Annotated in this window: 15 protein-coding genes and 3 pseudogenes; 11 read left to right on the forward strand and 7 right to left on the reverse strand. The window is 75.4% G+C overall.

What is annotated here, in order from left to right; translation table 11 throughout:
- Positions 1–2 precede the first annotated feature (2 nt).
- From OVA14_RS08375 to OVA14_RS08415, 10 genes and pseudogenes are all read left to right on the forward strand, one after another.
- A complete protein-coding gene (locus tag OVA14_RS08375; RefSeq protein WP_267503465.1) occupies positions 3–1,082 on the forward strand; it encodes a mandelate racemase/muconate lactonizing enzyme family protein in 1,080 nt (359 codons plus the stop codon).
- Positions 1,082–2,230 (forward strand): serine hydrolase domain-containing protein, encoded by a 1,149-nt coding sequence (locus OVA14_RS08380; RefSeq protein ID WP_267505535.1) that lies wholly within the window; start codon positions 1,082–1,084, stop codon positions 2,228–2,230. Before OVA14_RS08375 ends, OVA14_RS08380 begins: the two co-directional genes overlap by 1 nt.
- 77 nt (positions 2,231–2,307) lie before the next feature.
- Positions 2,308–3,536: pseudogene (locus tag OVA14_RS08385) on the forward strand (ATP-binding cassette domain-containing protein); the annotation flags it as partial.
- 72 nt (positions 3,537–3,608) lie between these two features.
- Positions 3,609–3,851 (forward strand): hypothetical protein, encoded by a 243-nt coding sequence (locus OVA14_RS13845; protein WP_420710668.1) that lies wholly within the window; start codon positions 3,609–3,611, stop codon positions 3,849–3,851.
- Between the two features lie 72 nt (positions 3,852–3,923).
- A complete protein-coding gene (locus OVA14_RS08390; protein WP_267505536.1) occupies positions 3,924–4,673 on the forward strand; it encodes a glucosamine-6-phosphate deaminase in 750 nt (249 codons plus the stop codon).
- A gap of 3 nt (positions 4,674–4,676) precedes the next feature.
- Positions 4,677–5,756, forward strand: coding sequence for an amidohydrolase family protein (locus OVA14_RS08395; protein WP_267503466.1), 1,080 nt, complete (start codon positions 4,677–4,679; stop codon positions 5,754–5,756).
- Between the two features lie 54 nt (positions 5,757–5,810).
- Positions 5,811–8,681, forward strand: coding sequence for an FAD-binding and (Fe-S)-binding domain-containing protein (locus OVA14_RS08400; RefSeq protein ID WP_267503467.1), 2,871 nt, complete (start codon positions 5,811–5,813; stop codon positions 8,679–8,681).
- Positions 8,668–9,861 (forward strand): hypothetical protein, encoded by a 1,194-nt coding sequence (locus tag OVA14_RS08405; RefSeq protein ID WP_267503468.1) that lies wholly within the window; start codon positions 8,668–8,670, stop codon positions 9,859–9,861. Before OVA14_RS08400 ends, OVA14_RS08405 begins: the two co-directional genes overlap by 14 nt.
- A gap of 20 nt (positions 9,862–9,881) precedes the next feature.
- Complete coding sequence (locus OVA14_RS08410) at positions 9,882–10,280, forward strand: DUF1304 domain-containing protein (RefSeq protein WP_267503469.1); 399 nt, start codon at positions 9,882–9,884, stop codon at positions 10,278–10,280.
- Positions 10,277–10,669 carry a hypothetical protein gene (locus tag OVA14_RS08415; RefSeq protein WP_267503470.1) on the forward strand — a complete coding sequence of 131 codons (393 nt, stop codon included), beginning with the start codon at positions 10,277–10,279 and terminating at the stop codon, positions 10,667–10,669. Before OVA14_RS08410 ends, OVA14_RS08415 begins: the two co-directional genes overlap by 4 nt.
- A gap of 13 nt (positions 10,670–10,682) precedes the next feature.
- On the opposite strand, the pseudogene OVA14_RS08420 reads toward OVA14_RS08415, so the two are convergent.
- From OVA14_RS08420 to OVA14_RS08450, 7 genes and pseudogenes are all read right to left on the reverse strand, one after another.
- Positions 10,683–12,687, reverse strand: a pseudogene (locus OVA14_RS08420) (FAD-dependent monooxygenase).
- Positions 12,688–12,732: 45 nt separating this feature from the next.
- On the reverse strand, positions 12,733–13,557 hold the full coding sequence (locus OVA14_RS08425) for an HpcH/HpaI aldolase family protein (protein WP_324287995.1): 825 nt from the start codon (positions 13,555–13,557) through the stop codon (positions 12,733–12,735).
- Complete coding sequence (locus OVA14_RS08430; protein WP_267503471.1) at positions 13,554–14,390, reverse strand: 2-keto-4-pentenoate hydratase; 837 nt, start codon at positions 14,388–14,390, stop codon at positions 13,554–13,556. The genes OVA14_RS08425 and OVA14_RS08430 overlap by 4 nt, the downstream gene beginning before the upstream one ends.
- On the reverse strand, positions 14,387–15,508 hold the full coding sequence (hpaD, locus tag OVA14_RS08435; RefSeq protein WP_267503472.1) for a 3,4-dihydroxyphenylacetate 2,3-dioxygenase: 1,122 nt from the start codon (positions 15,506–15,508) through the stop codon (positions 14,387–14,389). The genes OVA14_RS08430 and hpaD overlap by 4 nt, the downstream gene beginning before the upstream one ends.
- A gap of 75 nt (positions 15,509–15,583) precedes the next feature.
- Positions 15,584–17,074, reverse strand: a complete 1,491-nt coding sequence (gene hpaE / locus OVA14_RS08440) for a 5-carboxymethyl-2-hydroxymuconate semialdehyde dehydrogenase (protein WP_267503473.1) — start codon at positions 17,072–17,074, stop codon at positions 15,584–15,586.
- Positions 17,071–17,760: a GntR family transcriptional regulator gene (locus OVA14_RS08445; protein ID WP_267503474.1), complete on the reverse strand. Its 690-nt coding sequence runs from the start codon at positions 17,758–17,760 to the stop codon at positions 17,071–17,073. Before OVA14_RS08445 ends, hpaE begins: the two co-directional genes overlap by 4 nt.
- Positions 17,757–19,292, reverse strand: coding sequence for a fumarylacetoacetate hydrolase family protein (locus OVA14_RS08450; protein ID WP_267503475.1), 1,536 nt, complete (start codon positions 19,290–19,292; stop codon positions 17,757–17,759). The genes OVA14_RS08445 and OVA14_RS08450 overlap by 4 nt, the downstream gene beginning before the upstream one ends.
- A 166-nt stretch (positions 19,293–19,458) precedes the next feature.
- Here OVA14_RS08450 and OVA14_RS08455 point away from each other — a divergent pair.
- A pseudogene (locus OVA14_RS08455) lies at positions 19,459–20,852 on the forward strand (MFS transporter).
- Positions 20,853–20,953 lie beyond the last annotated feature (101 nt).

The following is a 20,953-nucleotide window of genomic DNA, read 5'->3' on the forward strand; positions in this document are numbered from 1 at the left end:
CCGTGAGCCGCGTCGTCGAGCTGCGCACCCAGCGCGCGAGCGTGCCGCTCACGCGCGCGTTCGCGACGGCGCAGCGCTCGACCGACCGGCTCGACGCGCTGCTCGTGCGCGCGCTCGACAGCGACGGTCGCGCCGGCTGGGGCGAGGTCGCGACGAGCTGGCGCGTCACGGGCGAGGGAGCCGCGGGCGCGACCGCGGTCGTCGAGGGTCCGCTGCGCGACGCCGTCGTCGGCATGCCGCTCGACGAGCCGGGCGCGTGGGGGAGCGCGATCGCGCGCGCGGTCGCACGCAACCCCGCGGCCCGCGCCGCGGTCGACGCCGCGCTGTGGGACCTGCACGCGCAGCAGCGGGGCGTCCCGCTCCACCGCGCGCTCGCGACCGGCTCCGCCGACCGAGTGCGCACCGACATGACGCTCGCCGTCGACGACGCCGCGCGCGTCGTCGAGACCGCGCGCATCCACGTCGATGCCGGCTTCCGCACCCTCAAGGTCAAGCTCGGCACCGACCCCGAGCACGACGACCGCGTCGTGCGGGCGCTGCGTCGCGGCCCTGCGGCCGACGTCGCCCTGCGCGTCGACGCGAACCAGGGCTGGGACGCGGATGCCGCCATCCGGCTCGTGCGCGGCTGGGAGGACGACGGGCTCGGCATCGAGCTCGTCGAGCAGCCGACGCCCGCCGCCGACCTCGAGGCGCTCGCGCGCGTGCGAGCTGCGGTCGCGACGCCGATCCTCGCCGACGAGTCGGTGTGGGACGCGCGCGAGCTGCGCGAGCTCGTGCGCATGGGCGCGGCCGACCTCGTCAACGTCAAGCTCGCGAAGGCCGGCGGCGTCACCGCGGCGCTCGAGCTGCTCGAGCTCGCGGCCACGAGCGGCGTCGGGGTGCTGCTCGGCTGCATGCTCGAGTCGACCGTCGGCGTGACCGCCGCGGCGCACGTCGCCGCGGGGCTCCCCGGGCTCGTGCACGACCTCGACGCCGCTCACTGGCTGCGCGACTCCCCGGTGCGCGGCGGCGCGCTCGCGCGGGCCGACGAGCTCGAGCTCGCGGCCGCGCCGGGCCTCGGCATCGACGGATGGGCGGCGTGATGGCCGCCGGAACGGGCCTGGGCTCGGCCGCCGCGGCGGGCGTCGCGACCGTCGTCGCGCCGCAGCCCCGCCACGCCCCGCCGGGCGCGGTGCTCTCGATCGCGATCGACGGCGACGCGCGCGCCGCGGCCGCCGGCACCGCGGATCTCGCGACCGGCGAACCCGCGACCGTCGCGCACGCGCAGGACCTCGCCTCGATCGGCAAGGTGCTCACGACCCTCGCGGTGCACGTGCTCGCGAGCCGCGGCGCGCTCGCGCTCACCGATCCGCTCTCGCGCTTCCTCGGTGAGCGCGCGGGCGCGCACGCCGACGCGACGGTCGACGAGCTCCTCCGCCACCGCGCGGGCGTGCGCGAGTGGTGGCCGCTCTACCTCGACCCCGCCGCTCGCGCCGACCCGCTCGCGGCCGCCTTGCGCATGGCGCCGCGCGGCGCCGCGGGCGTGCGCCGCTACTCCGACCTCGGGATGATGGCGGTGGGCGAGGCCGTGGCGCGCGTGGCGGGCATGCCCTTCGCCGACGCGGTGCGGCGGCTCGTGCTCGAGCCGCTCGACGCCCGCACGATCTCGCCGAGCGCTCCCGTCGCGGACGCACCGGCGCTGACCGGGCCCGACGGCGACGCGATCGAGCGCGAGATGGTGCGCTCGGGCGACCCCTATCCCGTCGAGCTCGACGACCGGGGCTTCGCGTGGCGGACCGGGCCCGTGCGCGCGAGCATCGCCGACGGCAACGCCCACCACGCGTTCGGCGCGCCTGCCGGCCACGCGGGCTGGTTCGGCGACGCGCGCGGCCTCGACCGCGTCGCCGCCGCGATCGCGCGGCCCGAGCTTCTCGGCATCGCGCCCGCGATCGCCGCGGGGCTGCGCGAGGCGCGCGATCCCGAGCAGGGCCAGGGCGTGCGCCACTACCGCGTGCGCTGGCGCGGCGCCGAGCGCCTGCTGCTCGGCCATCCCGGCTTCACCGGCGCGTTCGTCGGGGCGGCAGCCGCGACGCGCACCGAGCCCGAGCTGCGCGTCGCGCTGCTCGCCAACCGGCTCCACGGCGACCCCGCGCCGTCGCGGACGGCGCTCGCCGACGTCGAGACCCTGTGGCGCGGCGCGCTCGCCGAGGCCGACCGCATCCTGCACCCCACCCCTGGAGGACGACCGTGACGACCCCATTGCTCTCGGTGGACGACCTGCGGGTCGAGTTCCGCACCCCGCACGGACCGTTCGACGCCGTGCGCGGCGTGAGCTTCCACATCCACCCGGGCGAGACCGTCGCGGTCGTCGGCGAATCGGGCTCCGGCAAGTCGACCGTCGCGTCGTCGATCAACCGGCTGCTCGCCGAGAACGGCCGCATCGCGAGCGGCAGCGTGCGCTTCGAGGGCGCCGAGCTCTCGACCGCGTCGGAGCGGACGATGCGCGGACTGCGCGGCGCCGGCATCGGCCTCGTGCCGCAGGACCCGATGTCGAACCTCGACCCCGTGCACACGATCGGCGCGCAGATCGCCGAGGCGCTGCAGGTGCACGGCCGAGCGGGCGCCGACCGCGGGCGGGCGCGCACGCTCGAGCTGCTCGAGATGGTGGGCATCCCCGATCCCGAGCAGCGGTTCGACCAGTTCCCGCACGAGTTCTCGGGCGGCATGCGCCAGCGCGCGCTCATCGCGATGGGGCTCGCGTGCGAGCCGCGGCTGCTCATCGCCGACGAGCCGACGAGCGCGCTCGACGTCACGGTGCAGCGCCGCGTGCTCGACACGCTCGCCGCGCTCACCGCGCGCTCCGGCACGGCCGTGCTCCTCATCACCCACGACCTCGCGCTCGCCGCCGAGCGCGCCGACCGCGTGCTCGTGATGCTGCGCGGCGAGCTCGTCGAGGAGGGGCCGGCGAAGGAGATCCTCGAGCGGCCGCAGCACGAGTACACGCGCAGGCTCGTCGCCGCGGCGCCGAGCCTCGCGACCACGACCCTCGTCGCCGCACCCGCTGCGGACGAGCCGCGTCCCGAGCCGATCGCGGTGCTCGAGGGCGTCGGGCGCCGCTACCGACTGCGGGGCGCAGCGCGCGGTGCGGAGCTCTGGGCGGCGCGCGACGTGTCGTTCAGCATCCCGCGCGGCCGCACGGTCGCGGTCGTCGGCGAATCGGGGTCGGGCAAGTCGACGACCGCCAAGATGCTGCTCGGGCTCGACGACCCCACCGAGGGCTCGATCGCGATCGACGGCCACGACCTCGCCGGCCTGTCGCGACGCGAGCTGCTCGCGATGCGCCGACGCGTGCAGCCGGTGTTCCAGAACCCGTTCGCCTCGCTCGACCCGCGCTACACCGTCGCGCAGTCGATCGCGGAGCCGCTGCGCGTGCACGGCGTGGGCGACCGGCGCACGCGCCGCGCGCGCGTCGAGGAGCTGCTCGAGCAGGTCGCCCTGCCCGGCGAGGCTCGCCGACCGCTTGCCGCACGAGGCTCTCGGGCGGGCAGCGCCAGCGCGTCGCGATCGCCCGCGCGCTCGCGCTCGAGCCCGAGCTCGTCGTGCTCGACGAGGCCGTCTCGGCCCTCGACGTGCTCGTGCAGGCGCAGATCCTCGAGCTGCTCGTCGGGCTGCAGCGCGACCTCGCCCTCAGCTACCTCTTCATCAGCCACGACCTCGCGGTCGTCAACATGATCGCGCACGAGGTGCACGTCATGCGGCGTGGCCGCGTCGTCGAGTCGGGTACGCCGCAGCAGCTCTTCACGGCACCGGCCGAGGACTACACGCGCGATCTCATCGCCGCGATCCCCGGCGCATCCCTCGTGGCGGGCTGACCCATGAGCGCTCGCGAGGAGACCGTGCACGCGCTCGAGGACCGCGATGCGACGCCGTCGCGCGCCGAGGGGATGGTCGTGCGCATCGTCGACGACGCCGCGGCCGCGGGGGAGGCCGCCGCGGATCGCATCGCCGCGTCGGGCGCGGGTCGCCCGGGGTTCGTGCTCGGCGTCGCGACCGGGTCGACGCCCGGGCCGGTGTGGGCGGCGCTCGCGGCACGAGGCATCGACCTCGCCTCGGCGCGCGCGTTCGCGCTCGACGAGTACCGCGGGCTCCCCGTCGGCCACGCGCAGTCGTACCGCGCGGTCGTCGAGCGCGAGGTCGTCGCGACGCTCCGGCTCGACCCCGCGCGCGTACGGGTGCCGGGCGACGACGGCGACGACGACGGCGCGCCCGAGCGCTTCGAGCACGACCTCGCGCGGGTCGGCGGCGTCGACGTGCAGGTGCTCGGCATCGGCACCAACGGCCACATCGCGTTCAACGAGCCGGGCTCGCCGCTCGACTCCCGCACGCGCATCGCGCCGCTCGCGGCGTCGACCCGGCAGGCCAACGCACGCTTCTTCGCATCGCTCGACGAGGTGCCGACGCACTGCATCACGCAGGGCATCGGCACGATCCTCGAGGCCCGCCGCCTCGTGCTGCTCGCGTTCGGCGAGGCGAAGGCGGACGCGGTCGCGGCGGCGCTCGAGGGACCCGTGACGCCCGACGTGCCGGCATCCGCGCTGCAGCTGCACGGCGACGTCCTCGTGCTGCTCGACCGGGCCGCGGCATCCGCGCTCACGGGCGGCGCGGCGGGCGCGGCACCGCGGGAGGAGCGGTGAGCCGTGAGCCTGCGGGCCGTCGTCGACGGCGCGCCCGCGATCCTGCGCATCGGCGCCGACGCGCGGGTCCAGGGCGTCGAGGCCGCGCCGGCGCTCGGGCTCGACCGCGCGCCGCGCGTGGCGCGCGGCTTCGTCGACCTGCACGCGCACGGCGCCGCGGGCCACAGCCTACGACGACGCCGAGCCCGCGGGCATCGCTGCCGCGCTCGCGCTGCACCGCGCGCACGGCACGACCGGCGCGATGCTGAGCCTCGTGAGCGCGCCCGTCCCCGCGCTCGCTCGCCGCCTCGCGCAGCCTGCGCAGCGAGCCTCCCCACCCACCCGGGCGCGCTCGGCGTGCACCTCGAGGGCCCGTTCCTCGCGCCCGGCCGCCGCGGCGCGCACGACCCCCACGCCCTCACGGCGCCGACGCCCGCGGCCGTCGACGCGCTGCTCGAGGCCGGCGAGGGGGCGCTGCGCATCGTCACGATCGCGCCCGAGCCGCCGGGCGCGCTCGCCGCGATCGACCGCTTCGTCGCCGCGGGCGTCGTCGTCGCCGTCGGCCACACCGAGGCGGACGCCGCGGGTGCCGCCGCGGCGTTCGACCGCGGCGCGAGCCTCCTCACGCACGCCTTCAACGCGATGCCCGGGCTCGGGCACCGCGACCCCGGCCCCATCGGCGCGGCGCTCGAGCGCGATCACGTCGTGCTCGAGCTCATCGCCGACGGCATCCACGTCGCGCCGGTCGTGCTCGCGGCGCTCGTCTCGGCCGCCCCCGGCCGCGTCGCCCTCGTGACCGACGCGATGGCGGCGACCGGCCTCGGCGACGGGCGGCACCGGCTCGGCGCGCTCGACGTCGACGTCGTCGACGGGCGGCCGACGCTCGCGGGGTCGACGACCCTCGCGGGCTCCACGCTCACGCTCGACCGCGCGATCGCGGTCGCCGTCGGCGCGGGCGTCGACATCGACGCGGCGATCGCCGCCGCGACGGCGGTGCCCGCGGCGGTGCTCGGGCACGGCAGGCCCCCGATCGCAGCCGGCGCGGCCCTCGCCGACCTCGTGGCGATCAGCCCCGACGGCCGCCGTCTCGACCTGCGCACCTGATCCGCGCGCGCCGCCCGATCGCACCGCCAGTTCGCCAGACCCGACGGAGGAACCATGCCCGCATCGCTCGACACCGCCGTGCCCCAGCTCGTGCGCGAAGCGATCGGCGACGCGGCACGCATCCGCACGCGCCCGATCGACGTTGCGGCCTACGCCGCCGACGCGTCGCACTACCTCCTCACCCCGAGCGCGGTCGTCGTCGCGGAGTCGGCCGGCGAGGTCGCGCGCATCCTCGCCGGGGCATCGAGCTCGCGCCAGGCGGTGACGCTGCGCTCGGGCGGCACGAGCCTGTCGGGGCAGGCGTCGGGGGAGGGCATCCTCGTCGACGTGCGCCAGCGCTTCCGCGCGATCGAGGTGCTCGACGACGGCGCCCGAGTGCGCGTGCAGCCGGGCGCGACCGTCGCCCAGGTCAACGCGCGCCTCGCGCGGCACGGGCGCCGGCTCGGGCCGGACCCGGCGAGCGAGACGGCGTGCACGATCGGCGGCGTCATCGCGAACAACTCGAGCGGCATGGCCTGCGGCATCGAGGAGAACACCTACCGCACGCTCGAGTCGATGGTCATCGTGCTGCCCTCGGGCACCGTCGTCGACACCGCGGATGCGCGCGCGAGCGACGAGCTCGCGCGGGCCGAGCCCGCGCTCGTCGAGGGGCTCGAGCGGCTGCGCCGTCGCGTGCTCGCCGACCCGGCGTCGGTCGCGACCATCCGCCGGCAGTTCGCGCTCAAGAACACGATGGGCTACGGCATCAACGCGTTCCTCGACGCCGAGTCGCCCGCCGACCTACTGCAGCGGCTCGTGATCGGCTCGGAGGGGACGCTCGCGTTCGTCGCGGAGGCGACCTTCCGCACCGTGCGCGCGCTGCCGCTCGCGAGCACCGCGCTCGCCGTCTTCCCCTCGCTCGACGCGGCGACGCGCGCGCTGCCCGCGCTCGTCGACTCCGGCGCGGCGACGCTCGAGCTCATGGACGCGACGTCACTCGCCGTCGGCCAGCGGCTGCCGGGGGCGCCGGGCGCGATCCTCGGCTTCGCCCCGGGGGAGCACGCGGCACTTCTCGTCGAGTACCGCGCCGAGCACGCCGAGGCGCTCGACGCTGCGAGCGCCGGCGGCGCGGCCGTGCTCGCGGCGTCGCCGCTGCAGGCGCCCGCGGGCTTCGACACCGACGCCGCGACGCGAGCGAGCGCGTGGGCGCTGCGCAAGGGCCTCTACGCCTCGGTCGCGGGCGCCCGCCCTCGCGGCACGACGGCGCTGCTCGAGGACATCGTCGTGCCGACCGCTGCGCTCGCCGACGCGTGCGCCGGCCTGCAGGAGCTCTTCGAGCGCTTCGCGTACCGCGACTCCGTCATCTTCGGCCATGCGAAGGACGGCAACATCCACTTCATGCTCACCGACCGCTTCGAGGGCGACGCCGCGCTCGCGCGGTACGTCGACTTCACCGATGCGATGGTCGACCTCGTGCTCGACGCGGGCGGCAACCTCAAGGCCGAGCATGGCACGGGCCGGGCCATGGCCCCGTACGTGCGCCGCCAGTACGGCGACGAGCTCACCGACGTCATGGTCGCGCTCAAGCGCTTGTGCGATCCCGCGGGCATCATGAACCCGGGCGTGCTCATCGACGACGACCCCGACGCGCACCTCCGCGGCATCAAGCTGCCGCCGCCCGTCGAGGAGGAGGTCGACCGCTGCGTCGAGTGCGGCTACTGCGAGCCGGTGTGCCCGAGCCGCGACCTCACGCTCACGCCGCGGCAGCGCATCGTCGTGCGGCGCGCGGCGGCCACCGCCCGCTCGCGCGGCGACGATGCGCTCGCCGCGTCGCTCGACGACGACTACGAGTACGCGGGCGTGCAGACGTGCGCGGTCGACGGGATGTGCGCGACCGCGTGCCCCGTGCAGATCGACACGGGCAGCCTCACGAAGCGCTTGCGCCGCGAATCGCCCTCGCCGCTCGCAGCCGCCGGCTGGCACGCCGCCGCGCGCGCGTGGGGACCGGTGACCCGCACGGGCGCCGCTGCGCTCTCGGTCGCCGCGCACGTGCCCGCGCCGCTCGTGCGCACGGCGACGGACGCGGCGCGCGCGGTGCTCGGCCACGAGACCGTGCCGCGCTACTCGGCGGACCTCCCCGCGGGCGGCGCCTCGCGGCGCGCGCTCGGCAGGCGCGTCGGCGCCGCAGACGGCCCCGTGGTCGGCGTGTACGTGCCGGCGTGCGTGTCGAGCATGTTCGGTGCGGAGGGCGGGGGCGACGGTGCGACGCGTGCGCTCGTGCGGCTCCTCGAGCGCGCGGGCGTGGCGATGCTCGTCCCGGATGGCGTCGAGTCGACGTGCTGCGGCACGCCGTGGTCGTCGAAGGGCTTCACGGCCGGCGCCGACCTCAACCGCGAGCGCACCGTCGATCGCATCGTCGCCGAGGTCGGCGCCTCGGGGCTCGCGGTCGTGAGCGACGCGAGCAGCTGCTCGGAGGGGTTCGCGGGGATGCTCGCCGCCCACGGCGTCGCCGTGGAGGACGCCGTCCCGTTCGCAGCGCGCGAGCTGCTGCCGCGCCTGCGCCTCGCGCGCACGATCGGCACGCTCGTGCTGCATCCCACGTGCTCGTCGAAGCAGCTCGGCATCGACGACGACCTGCGCGCGCTCGCGGCGGCGGTCGCCGCCGACGTGCGGGTGCCCGACGCGTGGGGCTGCTGCGCGTTCGCCGGGGATCGCGGCATGCTGCACCCGGAGCTCACGGCATCGGCGACCGCCGCGGAGGCCGCCGAGGTGCGCGGGATCGGGGCCGACGCGCACGCATCGTGCAACCGTACGTGCGAGCTCGGCATGACGCGCGCGACCGGGCGGCCCTACCGCCACGTGCTCGAGCTGCTCGCCGAGGCACCGGACGCCGACGCGCCCGACGCCGCGGCCGCGCACGTCGAGGCGCGGGATGCCGAGGCCTGATCGCGGGTCGCCGCTCGCCGCGCTCGCGCTGCTCTTCGCCACGCTCGGCGCGTCGGCCTCCGCGGTCCCGGCGACCCTGCCCGCGCGACTCGCGGCCGCCCCGCAGCTCGACCTCGCCGCGGCCGTACCCGCGCTCTTCACCGGTGTCCTCGCGGGCGTGCTCCTCAGCATGGCGCTCGCGCGCGTGCGCGCGGCGCGCCTCGCGGCCGCGGGCGCCGTGCTGCAGGCGCTCGCGGGCTGCGGCCTCGCGCTCGCCGTGGAGCCCGTCGCGGTCGTGCTGCTCGCGGCCGTGCTCGGCGCGGGGTTCGGGCTCGTCGAGGCCGCCGCGACCGCGCTCGTGCGCGGCCTCGGCGCCGCGGGGACGCCGCGGCGACTCGTCGCGCTCACGGGCACGGTGGCGATCGTCGCGGCCGCCCTGCCGCTGCTGCTCGCCGCGCTCCCGGTCGAGGCGGCGGTGCCCGTCGCGAGCGCGGCCGTCGTGCTGCTCGCCGTCCCCGCGGCGATCGCCGCGTCGCGCGTGCGCACGGCGACGCCGGTCGCCGCCACGGGCGGCGCGGCCGCGCCTCGCGCGCTGCTCGCGGGCGGCGCGCTCCTCGCGATCGCGGCGCTCGCGCTCGCGCTCGCGGTCGGTGCGGAGTCGCTGCTCGCCGGGCACTCGGCGATCGTGCCCTTCGCGCTGCTCGAGGCACCGCCTGCCGCCGCCGCGCTCGGCACGTCGGTCTTCTGGGTGCTGCTCGCGACGGGGCGGTTCACGATGGCCGCGGCGCTGCGGCGCGGCGCGAGCCCGCGCGCCGGCCTCGTCGTCGCGACGCTGCTCGCCTCTACCGGCTTCGCGGCCGCGGCGAGCGCGCTCGAGGCGGTGCCCGTCGTCGCGGCGACGGCGCTCGCGGTCGCCGCGATCGGCCTCGGCCCGATCTACTCGCTCGTGCTCGGCATCACGCTCGCCGCGGTGCCCGACGGCCGCGCCGCCCGCGCGACCGCGGCGCTGATCGCGGCGGGTGCGCTCGGCGGCTCCGCGCTGCCGAGCGCGCTACTGCTCGCCGGGCTCGGCGTCGGCGCACCGCTCACGTACGCGGTCGTCGCCGCGACAACGCTCGGCAGCGTGCTCGCGGCGCTCGTCGGCCGCGGCGCCGGGACGCAACCGGGGCGCGATCCGGCCGAGCGCAGCCGTCATCACTGAGCCGCGCGTAGGGTGCGGGCATGGACATCGCCGTCATCGCAGGCGTCGCCGCGCTCCTCGCGGCAGCCGTGCACGCGTACATCTTCGTGCTCGAGACGCTCCGCTGGGAGGCGCCGGGCACGCGCCGCGTCTTCGGCACGAGCGCCGAGCAGGCGGCCCAGACGAAGCAGCTCGCCGCCAACCAGGGCGTCTACAACCTGCTGCTGGGCCTCGCCGCGCTCGCGGGCGTGATCGTGGCCGTCGCCGGTGCCCGCGAGGCAGGCCTCGCCGTGGAGCTCGCGGCGACCGGCATCATGCTGGGCGCCGCGCTCTACCTCGTGGGCACCGACCGCTCGAAGGCCCGCGCCGCCGTCGTGCAGGGACTGTTCCCGCTCGTCGCCGTGGTCACGGGACTCGTCGCGCTGGGGCAGGCGGCGTGAGCGCCGCGCGCAGCCTGGCCCGCGTCGCGCTCGGCGGTGCGCTCGTGCTCGCCGGCGTCGCGCACCTGACGTTCGCGCGGCGCGAGTTCCGCGCGCAGGTGCCCGACGAGGCGATCGAGTGGACGCCGCTCACCGAGGACCAGGTGGTCGTCGGCTCCGGCGTCGTCGAGGTGGCGCTGGGCTCGGCGCTGCTGCTCGCCCCGCGACCGTGGCGGCGGCACGTGGGGAGCGTCGCCGCCGCGTTCTTCGTCGCCGTCCTCCCCGGCAACGTCTCGCAGTGGATCCGCCGCCGCGACGCCTTCGGCCTCGACACCGACGGGCGGCGCTTCGGCAGGCTCTTCTTCCAGCCGGTGCTCGTCGCGGCGGCGCTCTGGTCGACCCGCCGCTGACGCCCCGCGCGGCTCAGGCCTCGGCGCTCACCTTCCCGCGCTCGCGCAGCAGCTCGCCCACCTGCGGCTCGATCGCCACGGCGGGGTCGTGCCGGTGCTCGGCCGGCAGCAGCAGGCCGTCGAAGAACGCCGCCAGGCCCGCGGTGTCGGTCAGCGGCAAGATGGTCGCCACGAACATGTCGGGCCGCACGACCACGACCGCGCCCTCGCGCGAGACGCCCCGGCGCTCGAAGATGTCGTCGGCCGGGTCGGCCGCGTGGACGAGCTCCTCGTCGATCACCTGGAACGGCCCGAAGCGCGGCCGGAAGACCGCGGGCACGTCGCCCGGCTCCACGAGGTCGTGGTCCTGCTGCCAGATCACCTTGACGTCGAAGACGGCGCCCGCGTCCTCGCCCTCGCGCCGCGTCGTCACGTAGGGCGACGTCGGATCGGTGCGGAGCCACTCCGCCCACGCCTCGATCGCGCCGCCCTCGCGCGGGGCCTCGGGCCCCGCGAAGGCGTAGAGGCGCCAGCGGCCGTCGGCGCGCATGTGGTGGCCGAGCTCCATCGGCACGGCGTCGCAGACGCGCACCACGGGCGCCGACCAGAACCGCCTCCCGATGGGGAAGCCCGTGGCGAGCGCCTGGTGCGCGGCGTCGGCGGTCGTGAGCGAGGGGTGGTACGTGGTGCCGAAGCCGGAGGCCTGCACCTCGCTCTTGAGGTAGTGCGCGGTGACCTCCGCGGGATCGACGCCGCCGAGCTCCGGGTGCTCGGGGTCGAGCACGCGCGCGCCCATGAGCGTCGACCACTCGCGGTCGAAGTCGATGAGCCTGCTGCGCGACCTCCTGGCGCTCGGTCGAGTACGTGTCGAGGAGCGCCGCGGGGCTGCGGCCCGTGAGCACCGAGCCGAGCTTCCAGCCCAGGTTGAAGGTGTCCTGCATCGACACGTTCATGCCCTGCCCGGCCTTCGCGGAGTGCGTGTGGCACGCGTCGCCCGCGATGAAGACGCGCGGCTCGACGGTGCCGCGCTCCTCGGGCCGCACGTCGTCGAAGGTGTCGGTGAGGCGCTGGCCCACCTCGTAGACGCTCCACCAGGCGACGTCGCGCACCTCGAGCCGGTAGGGCGCGACGATGGCCTGCGCGATGCCGATGATGCGCGACAGGGGCGTCTCGCGCACCGTCGCGCTCTGCTCGGGGGCGATGTCGCCGAGGTCGACGTAGATGCGGCAGAGCGCGTTGCCCTCGCGGGGGATGAGCAGGATGCTGCCGGCCTCCGACTGGATCGCGCACTTCGTGCGGATGTCGGGGAAGTCGGTGTCGACGAGCACGTCCATGACGCCCCACGCGTGGTTGCGGGAGTCGCCGCGCAGCTGCCCGCCGATCGCGCGGCGCACGTTCGAGCGTGCGCCGTCGCAGCCGACGGCGTAGCGGGCGCGCACGACGCGCTCGGCGCCCGCGTCGGGGCCGGCGGTGCGGCGCAGCGTCGCGCGCACGGGGTGGCTCGCGCCGTCCTCGACCTCGAGGTCGACGAGCTCCCAGCCGTGGTCGGGGCGCATGCGGCTCGGCGAGCGCTCCATGAACTCCGTGAAGTAGTCCTGCACGCGCGCCTGGTTGCAGATGACGTGCGGGAACTCGCTCAGCTGCGAGCCCGGGACGCCCGCGGAGTCGAGCGTGCGGTCGGCGCGGCGGATGCGGCTGCGATCCGCCGGGTCCGGGCGCCAGAACTGCATCTCGGTGATGCGGTACGCCTCGGCGAGCAGCCGCTCGGCGAAGCCGAAGGCCTGGAAGGTCTCGATCGAGCGGGCCTGCAGGCCGTCGGCCTGGCCGCGCTCGAGGCGCCCCTCGCGGCGCTCGATGATGCGCGTGTGGACCTCCGGGTACATCGACAGCTGCGCACCGAGCAGCGCGCCGGCGGGGCCCGTGCCCACGATGAGCACGTCCATCTCGTCCGGCAGCTCCGCCGGGCGGTCGAGGCCGATGCCCGCCGCGGGCAGGACGCGCGGGTCGGTGGTGACGTAGCCGTGGTGGTGGAACTGCATGGCCTCTCCTTCGAGGTCGCGCGCCGCTGCTCGCGGCGCCGCGGGTCAGTAGCTGTCGGTGGGGCCCTGCTGGGGCCGCAGGCGCGCGACGGCGGCCTCGGCGCCGCGGGCGAGGATCGTGACGTCGGCGCCGACGACGACGAAGGCCGCGCCGCGCGCGATGACGCGGTCGGCGTCGGCGGGCGCGAAGGCGTTGACGCCCACGGGCACGCCTGCGCCGCGCACGGCGTCGATCGTCGCGTCGACGGCGGCGACGACGTCGGGGTGGCCCGGGTCGCCCGGATGCCCGAGCGAGCCCGCGAGGTCGGCGGGGCCGACGAAGACGGCGTCGACGCCGTCGACGGCGGCGATGGCGGCTGCGTTCGCGACGCCCTCCGCGGTCTCGATCTGCACGACGACCGAGACGTGCGCGTCCGCCTCGCCCACGTAGCCGGCGATGCGGCCCCAGCGGGAGGAGCGGGCGAGCGCGGAGCCGATGCCGCGGCCGCCCTCCCGCTCGCCGGCCGCGCCGGGGTAGCGCGCGGCGCGCACGGCGGCCTCCGCCTCCGCGGGGCTCGACACCATCGGCACGATGAGGCTGCGCGCGCCGAGGTCGAGCACCTGCTTGATGACGACGGGATCGTTCCACGGCACGCGCACGAGGCTCGTGATCGGGTACGCCTCCGCGGCCTGCAGCACGGCGAGGATCTCGCGCAGGCCCAGCGGCCCGTGCTCGCCGTCGACGAGCAGCAGGTCGGCGCCGGAGCCGGCGAGGATCTCGGCGGTGATCGGGTCGCCCGTCGCGTTCCAGAGGCCGACGAGCGGACGGTCGGCGCCGGCGAGGGCGTCGCGCGCGGTGCCGCCCCGGTGGTCCATGGCTGCGCCGCTCATCGGAACGACGCCTCCACGACGCCCAGGTCCTGGAACTCCACCCGCACGCGGTCGCCCGGGTGCACCCACACGGGCCGGGTGAACGAGCCGGCGAGCACGAGGTCGCCCGCCTCGAGTCGATCGCCGTGCTGCGCGAGCTTGCCCGCGAGCCAGGCGACCCCGTGCGCGGGGTGGCCGAGCACGCCGCCCGAGACGCCCGTCTCGATGACCTCGTCGTTCACCACGCACAGCGCGCCGATCCACGAGAGGTCGCGGTCGCGCGGGCCGATCTCGGCGTCGCCCACGACGACGGCGCCGAGGGCCGCGTTGTCGCTGATGGTGTCGACGATCGTGCGGCCGGCGAGCTCGATGTGGGAGTCGAGGATCTCGATGGCGGGCACGACGGCCTCGGTGGCCTCGAGCACGTCGTCGACCGTGAGCGCCGGCGCACCGGGCTGCGGGCCCTCGAGCGGCGCGCGCAGCACGAACGCCAGCTCGACCTCCACACGCACGTTCGACCAGCGGCCGTGCTCGAGCACCTCGCCCGAGCGGAGCACCTGGTCGTCGAGGATCACGCCGTAGTCGGGCTCGGTGATGCCCGTCGCCTCCTGCATCGCCCGCGAGGTGAGCCCGATCTTCCGGCCCACGACGCGGCGGCCGTCGGCGAGGCGGTGCTCGCGCCAGATCCGCTGGATCGCGTAGGAGTCCTCGATCGTCGCGTCCGGGTAGCGGGTCGAGATGCGCTCGATCGTCGTACGGGCGCGGGTCGCCTCGGCGAGCTCCGCGGCGATCGCGCCCACCGCCTCGTCCGAGAGCCCGCGGCCGGGCCGCAGATGGCGCGGCGCCTCGGTCACAGCTGGTTCCCGAGCTTGAAGCCCTTCGCGGCCTCGCCGCGGTAGGTGCCGTCCTCGTCGCCGGCGCGCGTGTACGAGAAGCCGTCGGCGCCGATCGTCACCGCCATCTCGGAGGAATCGGTGCGGGCCACGGTCTCGACGACGTTCCCGTCGAGGTCGAGCACGGGGGAGGCCTCCGTGTACCAGGAGGGCACGACGGGGTTGCCCCACCAGTCGCGGCGCTGGTTGTCGTGCACGTCCCACGTGATGACGGGGTTGTCGGGATCGCCCGTCCAGTAGTCCTGCGTGTAGATCTCGACGCGGTGGCCGTCCGGGTCGGTGATGTAGAGGTAGAAGGCGTTCGAGACGCCGTGGCGCCCCGGCCCGCGCTCGATGTGGTCGCTCATGCGGAGCGCCCCGAGCTTGTCGCAGATCTGGATGATGTTGTGCTTCTCGTGCGTCGAGAACGCCACGTGGTGCATCCGCGGCCCGTCGCCGCCGGTGAGCGCCGTGTCGTGCACGGTGCCCTTGCGGTGCATCCAGGCGGCGTAGGTGACGCCCTGGTCGTCCTTGATGTCCTCCGTCACCCGGAAGCCGAGGCTCTCGAGGTAGGCGCGGCCGCGCGGCACGTCGGGCGTGACCTGGTTGAAGTGGTCGAGGCGCACGAGCTCGCCCGCCGAGTACAGGTCGTAGCGCATGTGGAGGCGCTCGACGTGCTCCACCTCGTGGAAGAACTCGTAGGGGAAGCCCAGCGGATCCTCCACGCGCACGCTGTCGCCGAGGCCCCTGACGAAGCCGTCCCGGCGGCGCTCGGTGCGGCAGCCGAGCTCCTGGAACCACGCCTCGGCGCGGTCGACGTCCTCCGGGGTGCGCACGCGGTACGAGAAGGCTGCGACCGCGGCGACCGGGCCCTTGCGCAGGATCAGGTTGTGGTGGATGAACTCCTCGAACGAGCGCAGGTAGATGACCTCGTCGTCCTCCTCGGTGACGTGGAGGCCCAGCACGTCGACGTAGAACGCGCGGCTGGCCGCGAGGTCGGTGACGACGAGCTCCATCGAGGCGCAGCGAACGATGTCGGGCGCGGGGAGCGTCGGGGTGGGGATCGGGTTCGTGTTGGCCGGGTCGGGCGTGGTGGTCATGTCGCGGCTCCTCATCGAGTGCGTGCGGGGTCGAGTGCGTGCGGGGTCGAGCGCGTGCGGTCGGGTGGGGCGGCGTCAGCGCGCGCCGAAGCGGGCGGTGTGGACGTCGCCGAGGGTGATGTGCACGGCCTGCTGGTCGCTGTAGAAGTCGAGCGAGCGGTAGCCGCCCTCGTGGCCGAGGCCCGAGGCCTTCACGCCGCCGAAGGGGCTGCGGAGGTCGCGCACGTTGTGGCTGTTGAGCCACACCATGCCCGCCTCGACGGCCTGCGCGAAGGTGTGGGCGCGCACGAGGTCCGTGGTCCAGAGGTAGGCGGCGAGGCCGTACCTGACGCCGTTCGCGAGCTCGAGCGCCTCCTCGTCGGAGTCGAAGGGCGTGATCGCGACGACGGGGCCGAAGATCTCCTCCTGGAAGATCCGCGCGTCCGGGGCGACGTCGGCGAAGACCGTGGGCGCGACGAAGTTGCCCTCGGGGAAGCCCTCCGGGCGGCCGCCGCCAGCGAGCAGTCGGCCCTCCGACTTGCCGATCTCGACGTACGCCATGACCTTCTCGAAGTGCTCGGGGTGCACGAGCGCGCCGACCTCGGTCGCGGGGTCGGCCGGGTCGCCGACGACGATGCGCCGCGCCCGCGCCGCGTAGCGCTCGAGGAACTCCTCGTAGATCGGGCGCTCCACGAGGATGCGGCTGCCCGCGGTGCAGCGCTCGCCGTTCAGCGAGAAGACGCCGAAGAGGGTGGAGTCGATGGCCGCGTCGAGGTCGGCGTCGGCGAAGACGACGGCGGGGCTCTTGCCGCCGAGCTCCATCGACATCGCCTTGAGGTGCGGGGCGCAGTTGGCGAAGATCAGCTGGCCCGTGCGGCTCTCGCCCGTGAACGAGATGAGGGGCACGCCCGGGTGCTTGACGAGCGCGTCGCCGGCCTCCTCGCCGATGCCGTTGACGAGGTTGAAGACGCCCTGCGGCAGCTCGGCCTCCTCGAAGATGCCGGCCCAGAGCGACGCCGAGAGCGGCGTGAACTCGGCGGGCTTCAGCACGACGGTGCAGCCGGAGGCGAGCGCGGGCGCCAGCTTCCACGACTCGAGCATGAAGGGGGTGTTCCAGGGCGTGATGAGGCCCGCGACGCCCTTGGGCTTGCGGTTCACGTAGTTCATCTGGCTGCCCGGCACCTTGTAGGTGTCGTCGCGCTGGGCGACGATCAGGTCGGCGAAGAAGCGGAAGTTCTCGGCCGCGCGCTGCGCCTGGCCCTTCGCCTGCGTGATCGGGAGCCCCGAGTCGAACGACTCGAAGGCGGCGAGCTCGGCGTCGCGCGACTCGACGATGTCGGCGATGCGGTGCAGGATGCGTGCGCGCTGGCGCGGCTTCATGCTGGGCCACGGGCCGTCCTGGAAGGCGCGGGTGGCGGCGGCGACGGCCGCGTCGACGTCGGCGGCCTTGCCGCGCGCCGCGGTCGTGTAGACCTCGTTGCCCACGGGCTCGAGCACGTCGAAGCGATCGCCGTCGATCGAGTCGACGAAGCGGCCGTCGATGTAGTGCTGGATGTGGTCGGGCAGGCCTGCGGGACGGGTCGTCATCGGGTCTCCTGTCGGGGTGCGGCGGCATCGTGGGGCGCGCGGCGGAGGTAGGCGTTGGGGGTCGCGAGGCGGTGGGCGCGCACGGCGAGCTCGATCTCGAGCGGCGCGGCGCCGGCCTCGACGAGGTCGAGGATGCGGTCGTGCTCGTCGACCGACTCCGCGGCGCGGGCGGGCACGAACGAGAAGGTCGAGGCGCGCAGGCGCGAGAGCCTGCGCCAGCCGCGGTCGACGAGGTCGCGCAGGTGCGCGTTGGGGCACGGGTCGGTGAGCGTGCGGTGCAGCAGCTCGTTCGTGCGCGTGAACGCGACGGGGTCGAGGTCGTCGAGCATGCCGCGCAGCTGCGCGTTGAGCTCGCGGGCGCGGGCGACGGCGGCGGCCGTCACGAAGGGCACGGCGACGTGGGCGGCGGCGCCCTCCACGTACGAGAGCGTCTCCATCGTGTCCCAGTACTCGTGCTCGTCGATCTCGGCGACGCGGGCGCCGACGTTGCGCTCGAAGGTGACGAGGCCCTCCGCCTCGAGCCGGCGGATCGCCTCGCGCACGGGCACGACGCTCATGCCGAGCTCGCTGCCGATCGCGTCGAGCACGAGGCGCTGGCCGGGCGGGTAGGTGCCGTCGACGATGCGGTCGTGCACGACGCGGAAGGCGAGCTGCGACTTGCTCAGCTGCGTCGCCTCGGCGGTCATGCGCCGGCCTCGGAGGCGGCCTCGGCCTCGAAGCGCGCCCGCCACGCGGCGTCCATCGGGAACAGCCCGTCGACGGGGTGGCCCTCCTCGACCATGCGCGCGATGAAGGACTCCTCGGCCTCCTGCCGCTCGGCCTCGTCGGCGAGCTCCTGGGCGATGCCGGGCGGGATGACGAGCAGGCCGTCGCCGTCGCCGACCACGATGTCGCCCGGCTGCACCGTGGTGCCGCCGCACGCGACGGTCTCGTCGACGCTCCACGGCACGTGGAGGCGGCCGAGCACCGCGGGGTGGCCGCCGGCGTGCCACGTGGGGATGCCGATCTCGGTCACGACGTCGAGGTCGCGCACGCCGCCGTCGGTGATGAGGCCCGCGGCGCCGAGGTGGCGGGCGCGGAGCGCGAGGATGTCGCCGAGCGTGCCCGAGCGCGTCTCGCCGCGCGCCTCGATGACGACGACGTCGCCCTCGCGCAGCGAGTCGAAGAGGCGCTTCTGCGCGTTGTAGCCGCCGCCGTGGCTGCGGAAGAGGTCCTCGCGGTTCGGCACGTAGCGCAGGGTGCGGGCCGTGCCGACGAGGCGCGCGCCGGGCCGCGTGGGGCGGAGGCCGTCGATCGAGACGTTGTCCATCCCGCGCTTGCGCAGCAGCGACGACAGGGTCGCGAGCGCGACGGTCGAGAGCTGCTCGCGCAGCCGCGGCGTGAGCACGGGCTCGGCGGCGGGCTGGAACTCGGCGATCGGGCGCCCGGAGGCGTCTGCCCACTGCTCGGGGGTCGCCTTCGGCTGGGCGCTGCGCGGCGGCAGCACGTGCTCGCCGACGCGCACGGTCGTGGCGAGGCGGCCGGTGCTGACGCGCTCGCCGTCGAGCGTCGTGGCCGCGACCTCGACCTCGACCGTCTGGCCGGGCAGGAACGTGGAGGCGCCCGCGGGCGTGCCGGTGAGGATGACGTCGCCGGGGGAGAGGGTGAGGGTCTGCGAGAGGTCGGCGACGATCTCGGCCAGCGAGAACAGCAGGGTGCCGGTCTCGTCGGCCTGCACGAGCTCGCCGTCGAGCCACGTGCGCAGCTCGATCGCGGCGGGGTCGAGGCGTGCGGCGTCGAGGAGCGTCGGCCCGATCGGCGTGGCGCCGTCGCCGCCCTTCGAGCGCACGTTGGCGCCCTTGTCGGCCCAGCGGAGGTCGAAGACGCCGAGGTCGTTCGCGGCGGTCACGGCGGCGACGTGCGACCAGGCCTCGGCGGGGGAGACGCGGTGCGCCTCGCGGCCGATGACGAGCGCGAGCTCGCCCTCGAAGCCGAAGATCTGCGTGCCCGCGGGGACGACCCAGTCGCCGCCCGTCGAGAGGGAGGAGGCGGGCTTCAGGAAGTAGCCGGGGGCCTCGGGGGTGCGGCCCTTCTGGGCGGCGCGGGCGGCGTAGGAGATGTGCATCGCGGCCACGGTGCCGGGCTTCGCGCCCAGCAGCTGCCAGGCGGCGCGGGCGGCGGCGGGGCCGCCGTCGGGGAAGGCGGCGCCGGTGGCGTCCCGGTGCGTCGATGCATCCATGCGGGCATCGTATACGATCTGTCGACCAGCCTGTCAAGCGGCGGTCGCGGCCTCGGGCCGGACGAGCCGGGCGCATCCGCCGGGTTGACGGCGCTCGCAAGGATCGTATACGTTCCAGCACATCCGGTCCCGAGCCGGACCCCCAGCATCTGACGAAGGAGTCAGCGTGTCCGCAACGACGCATCCGCACAGCAGCCCCCACTCCACGCCGGCCGAGCGACGGAAGGTCGTGGCCGCCACGATCATCGGCACCACCATCGAGTGGTACGACTTCTTCATCTACGCGCTCGCGGCGTCGACGGTCTTCCAGATCCTCTTCTTCGCCCCCGCGGGCGACGTCAGCCTGCTGCTCTCGCTGCTGACGATCGGCCTGTCGTTCCTCTTCCGCCCGCTCGGCGCCTTCCTCGCCGGCCACTTCGGCGACAAGATCGGCCGCCGCCCGATGCTCGTCATCACGCTGCTCGGCATGGGCCTCGCCACGACCCTCATCGGTCTCCTGCCCACCTACGAGAACGCCGGCTGGTTCGCCGTCGTCGCGCTCGTGACGCTCCGCATCGTGCAGGGCCTCTCGGCCGGCGGCGAGTGGGGCGGCGCAGCGCTCATGGCCGTCGAGCACGCGCCCGCCGCGCGCCGCGGCCTCTTCGGCTCGGCCCCGCAGGCCTGGGCGTGCCGCTCGGCCTCATCCTCGCCTCGGCGATGCTCGCGCTCATGCGCGCCGTCGCCCCCGGCGACGCCTTCCTCGAGTGGGGCTGGCGCATCCCCTTCCTCGTCTCGGTCGTGCTCATCGTCGTCGGCTTCGTCGTGCGCCGCACCGTGCAGGAGTCGCCGGTCTTCGAGGAGATCGCGGAGGCCAAGGCCGAGCAGACCGCCCCGGTCAAGAACGTCTTCAAGGTCTACGGCGGCCTCGTCGTGCTCGCCGCCCTCACCTTCGCCGCGAACAACGGCATCGGCTACATGACGACGGGCGGCTTCATCCAGGGCATGGCCTCGCGCCCCACCGACCAGGGCGGGCTCGGCTACGACCCCGTGCAGGTGCAGCTCGCGGTGCTCGGCGCCTCGGTCGTGTGGTTCGCGTCGACGCTGTTCGCGGGCTGGCTGAGCGACCGCATCGGCCGCAAGCGCACCTTCCTCATCTCGTGGGTGATCCTCGGCATCTCGGTCTTCCCGCTGTTCCCGCTCGTGCAGTCGGGCGTCGGCGGCGTGTTCCTCGGCTGCGCCCTGCTCGCGCTCGGCCTCGGCTTCTCCTACGGCCCGCAGTCGGCCTGGTACGCCGAGACCTTCCCGGCCTCGGTGCGGTTCTCGGGCGTCTCGATCGCCTACGCGATCGGCGCCATCGTGGGCGGCGCGTTCGCCCCGACGATCGCGCAGGCGCTGCTGCAGTCCTTCGGCACGACCTGGGCCGTCGTCGCCTACCTCTTCGGCCTCGTGCTCATCTCGCTCGTCGCGACGCTGCTGCTGCGCGAGCGCAAGGAGATCCCGCTCGACATCGAGTTCGAGCGCTCCGGCAAGTGGGCCGACTACGTGCCCGGACGCACCGAGGAGCCCGTCGGCACCCGCTGACCTCGCTCCACGACGAGGGGCCCGGTGCGCTGCGCCGGGCCCCTCGTCGTGCGCGCGTCGGCAAGCGGCGTGCGCCCCTCGCGTGGCCCGGCCGCCGCCGT

It is taken from the genome of Agrococcus sp. SL85 (genome assembly GCF_026625845.1).
Lineage (GTDB): Bacteria > Actinomycetota > Actinomycetes > Actinomycetales > Microbacteriaceae > Agrococcus.

Bases quoted from the DNA above. Each gene is read 5' to 3' on its own strand.
- OVA14_RS08380 (WP_267505535.1), top strand. From the start codon at position 1,082: ATGGCCGCCGGAACGGGCCTGGGCTCGGCCGCCGCGGCGGGCGTCGCG.
- OVA14_RS08390 (WP_267505536.1), top strand. From the start codon at position 3,924: ATGGTCGTGCGCATCGTCGACGACGCCGCGGCCGCGGGGGAGGCCGCC.
- OVA14_RS08400 (WP_267503467.1), top strand. From the start codon at position 5,811: ATGCCCGCATCGCTCGACACCGCCGTGCCCCAGCTCGTGCGCGAAGCG.
- OVA14_RS08405 (WP_267503468.1), top strand. From the start codon at position 8,668: ATGCCGAGGCCTGATCGCGGGTCGCCGCTCGCCGCGCTCGCGCTGCTC.
- OVA14_RS08410 (WP_267503469.1), top strand. From the start codon at position 9,882: ATGGACATCGCCGTCATCGCAGGCGTCGCCGCGCTCCTCGCGGCAGCC.
- OVA14_RS08425 (WP_324287995.1), bottom strand. From the start codon at position 13,557: ATGAGCGGCGCAGCCATGGACCACCGGGGCGGCACCGCGCGCGACGCC.
- hpaD (WP_267503472.1), bottom strand. From the start codon at position 15,508: ATGACCACCACGCCCGACCCGGCCAACACGAACCCGATCCCCACCCCG.
- hpaE (WP_267503473.1), bottom strand. From the start codon at position 17,074: ATGACGACCCGTCCCGCAGGCCTGCCCGACCACATCCAGCACTACATC.
- OVA14_RS08445 (WP_267503474.1), bottom strand. From the start codon at position 17,760: ATGACCGCCGAGGCGACGCAGCTGAGCAAGTCGCAGCTCGCCTTCCGC.
- OVA14_RS08450 (WP_267503475.1), bottom strand. From the start codon at position 19,292: ATGGATGCATCGACGCACCGGGACGCCACCGGCGCCGCCTTCCCCGAC.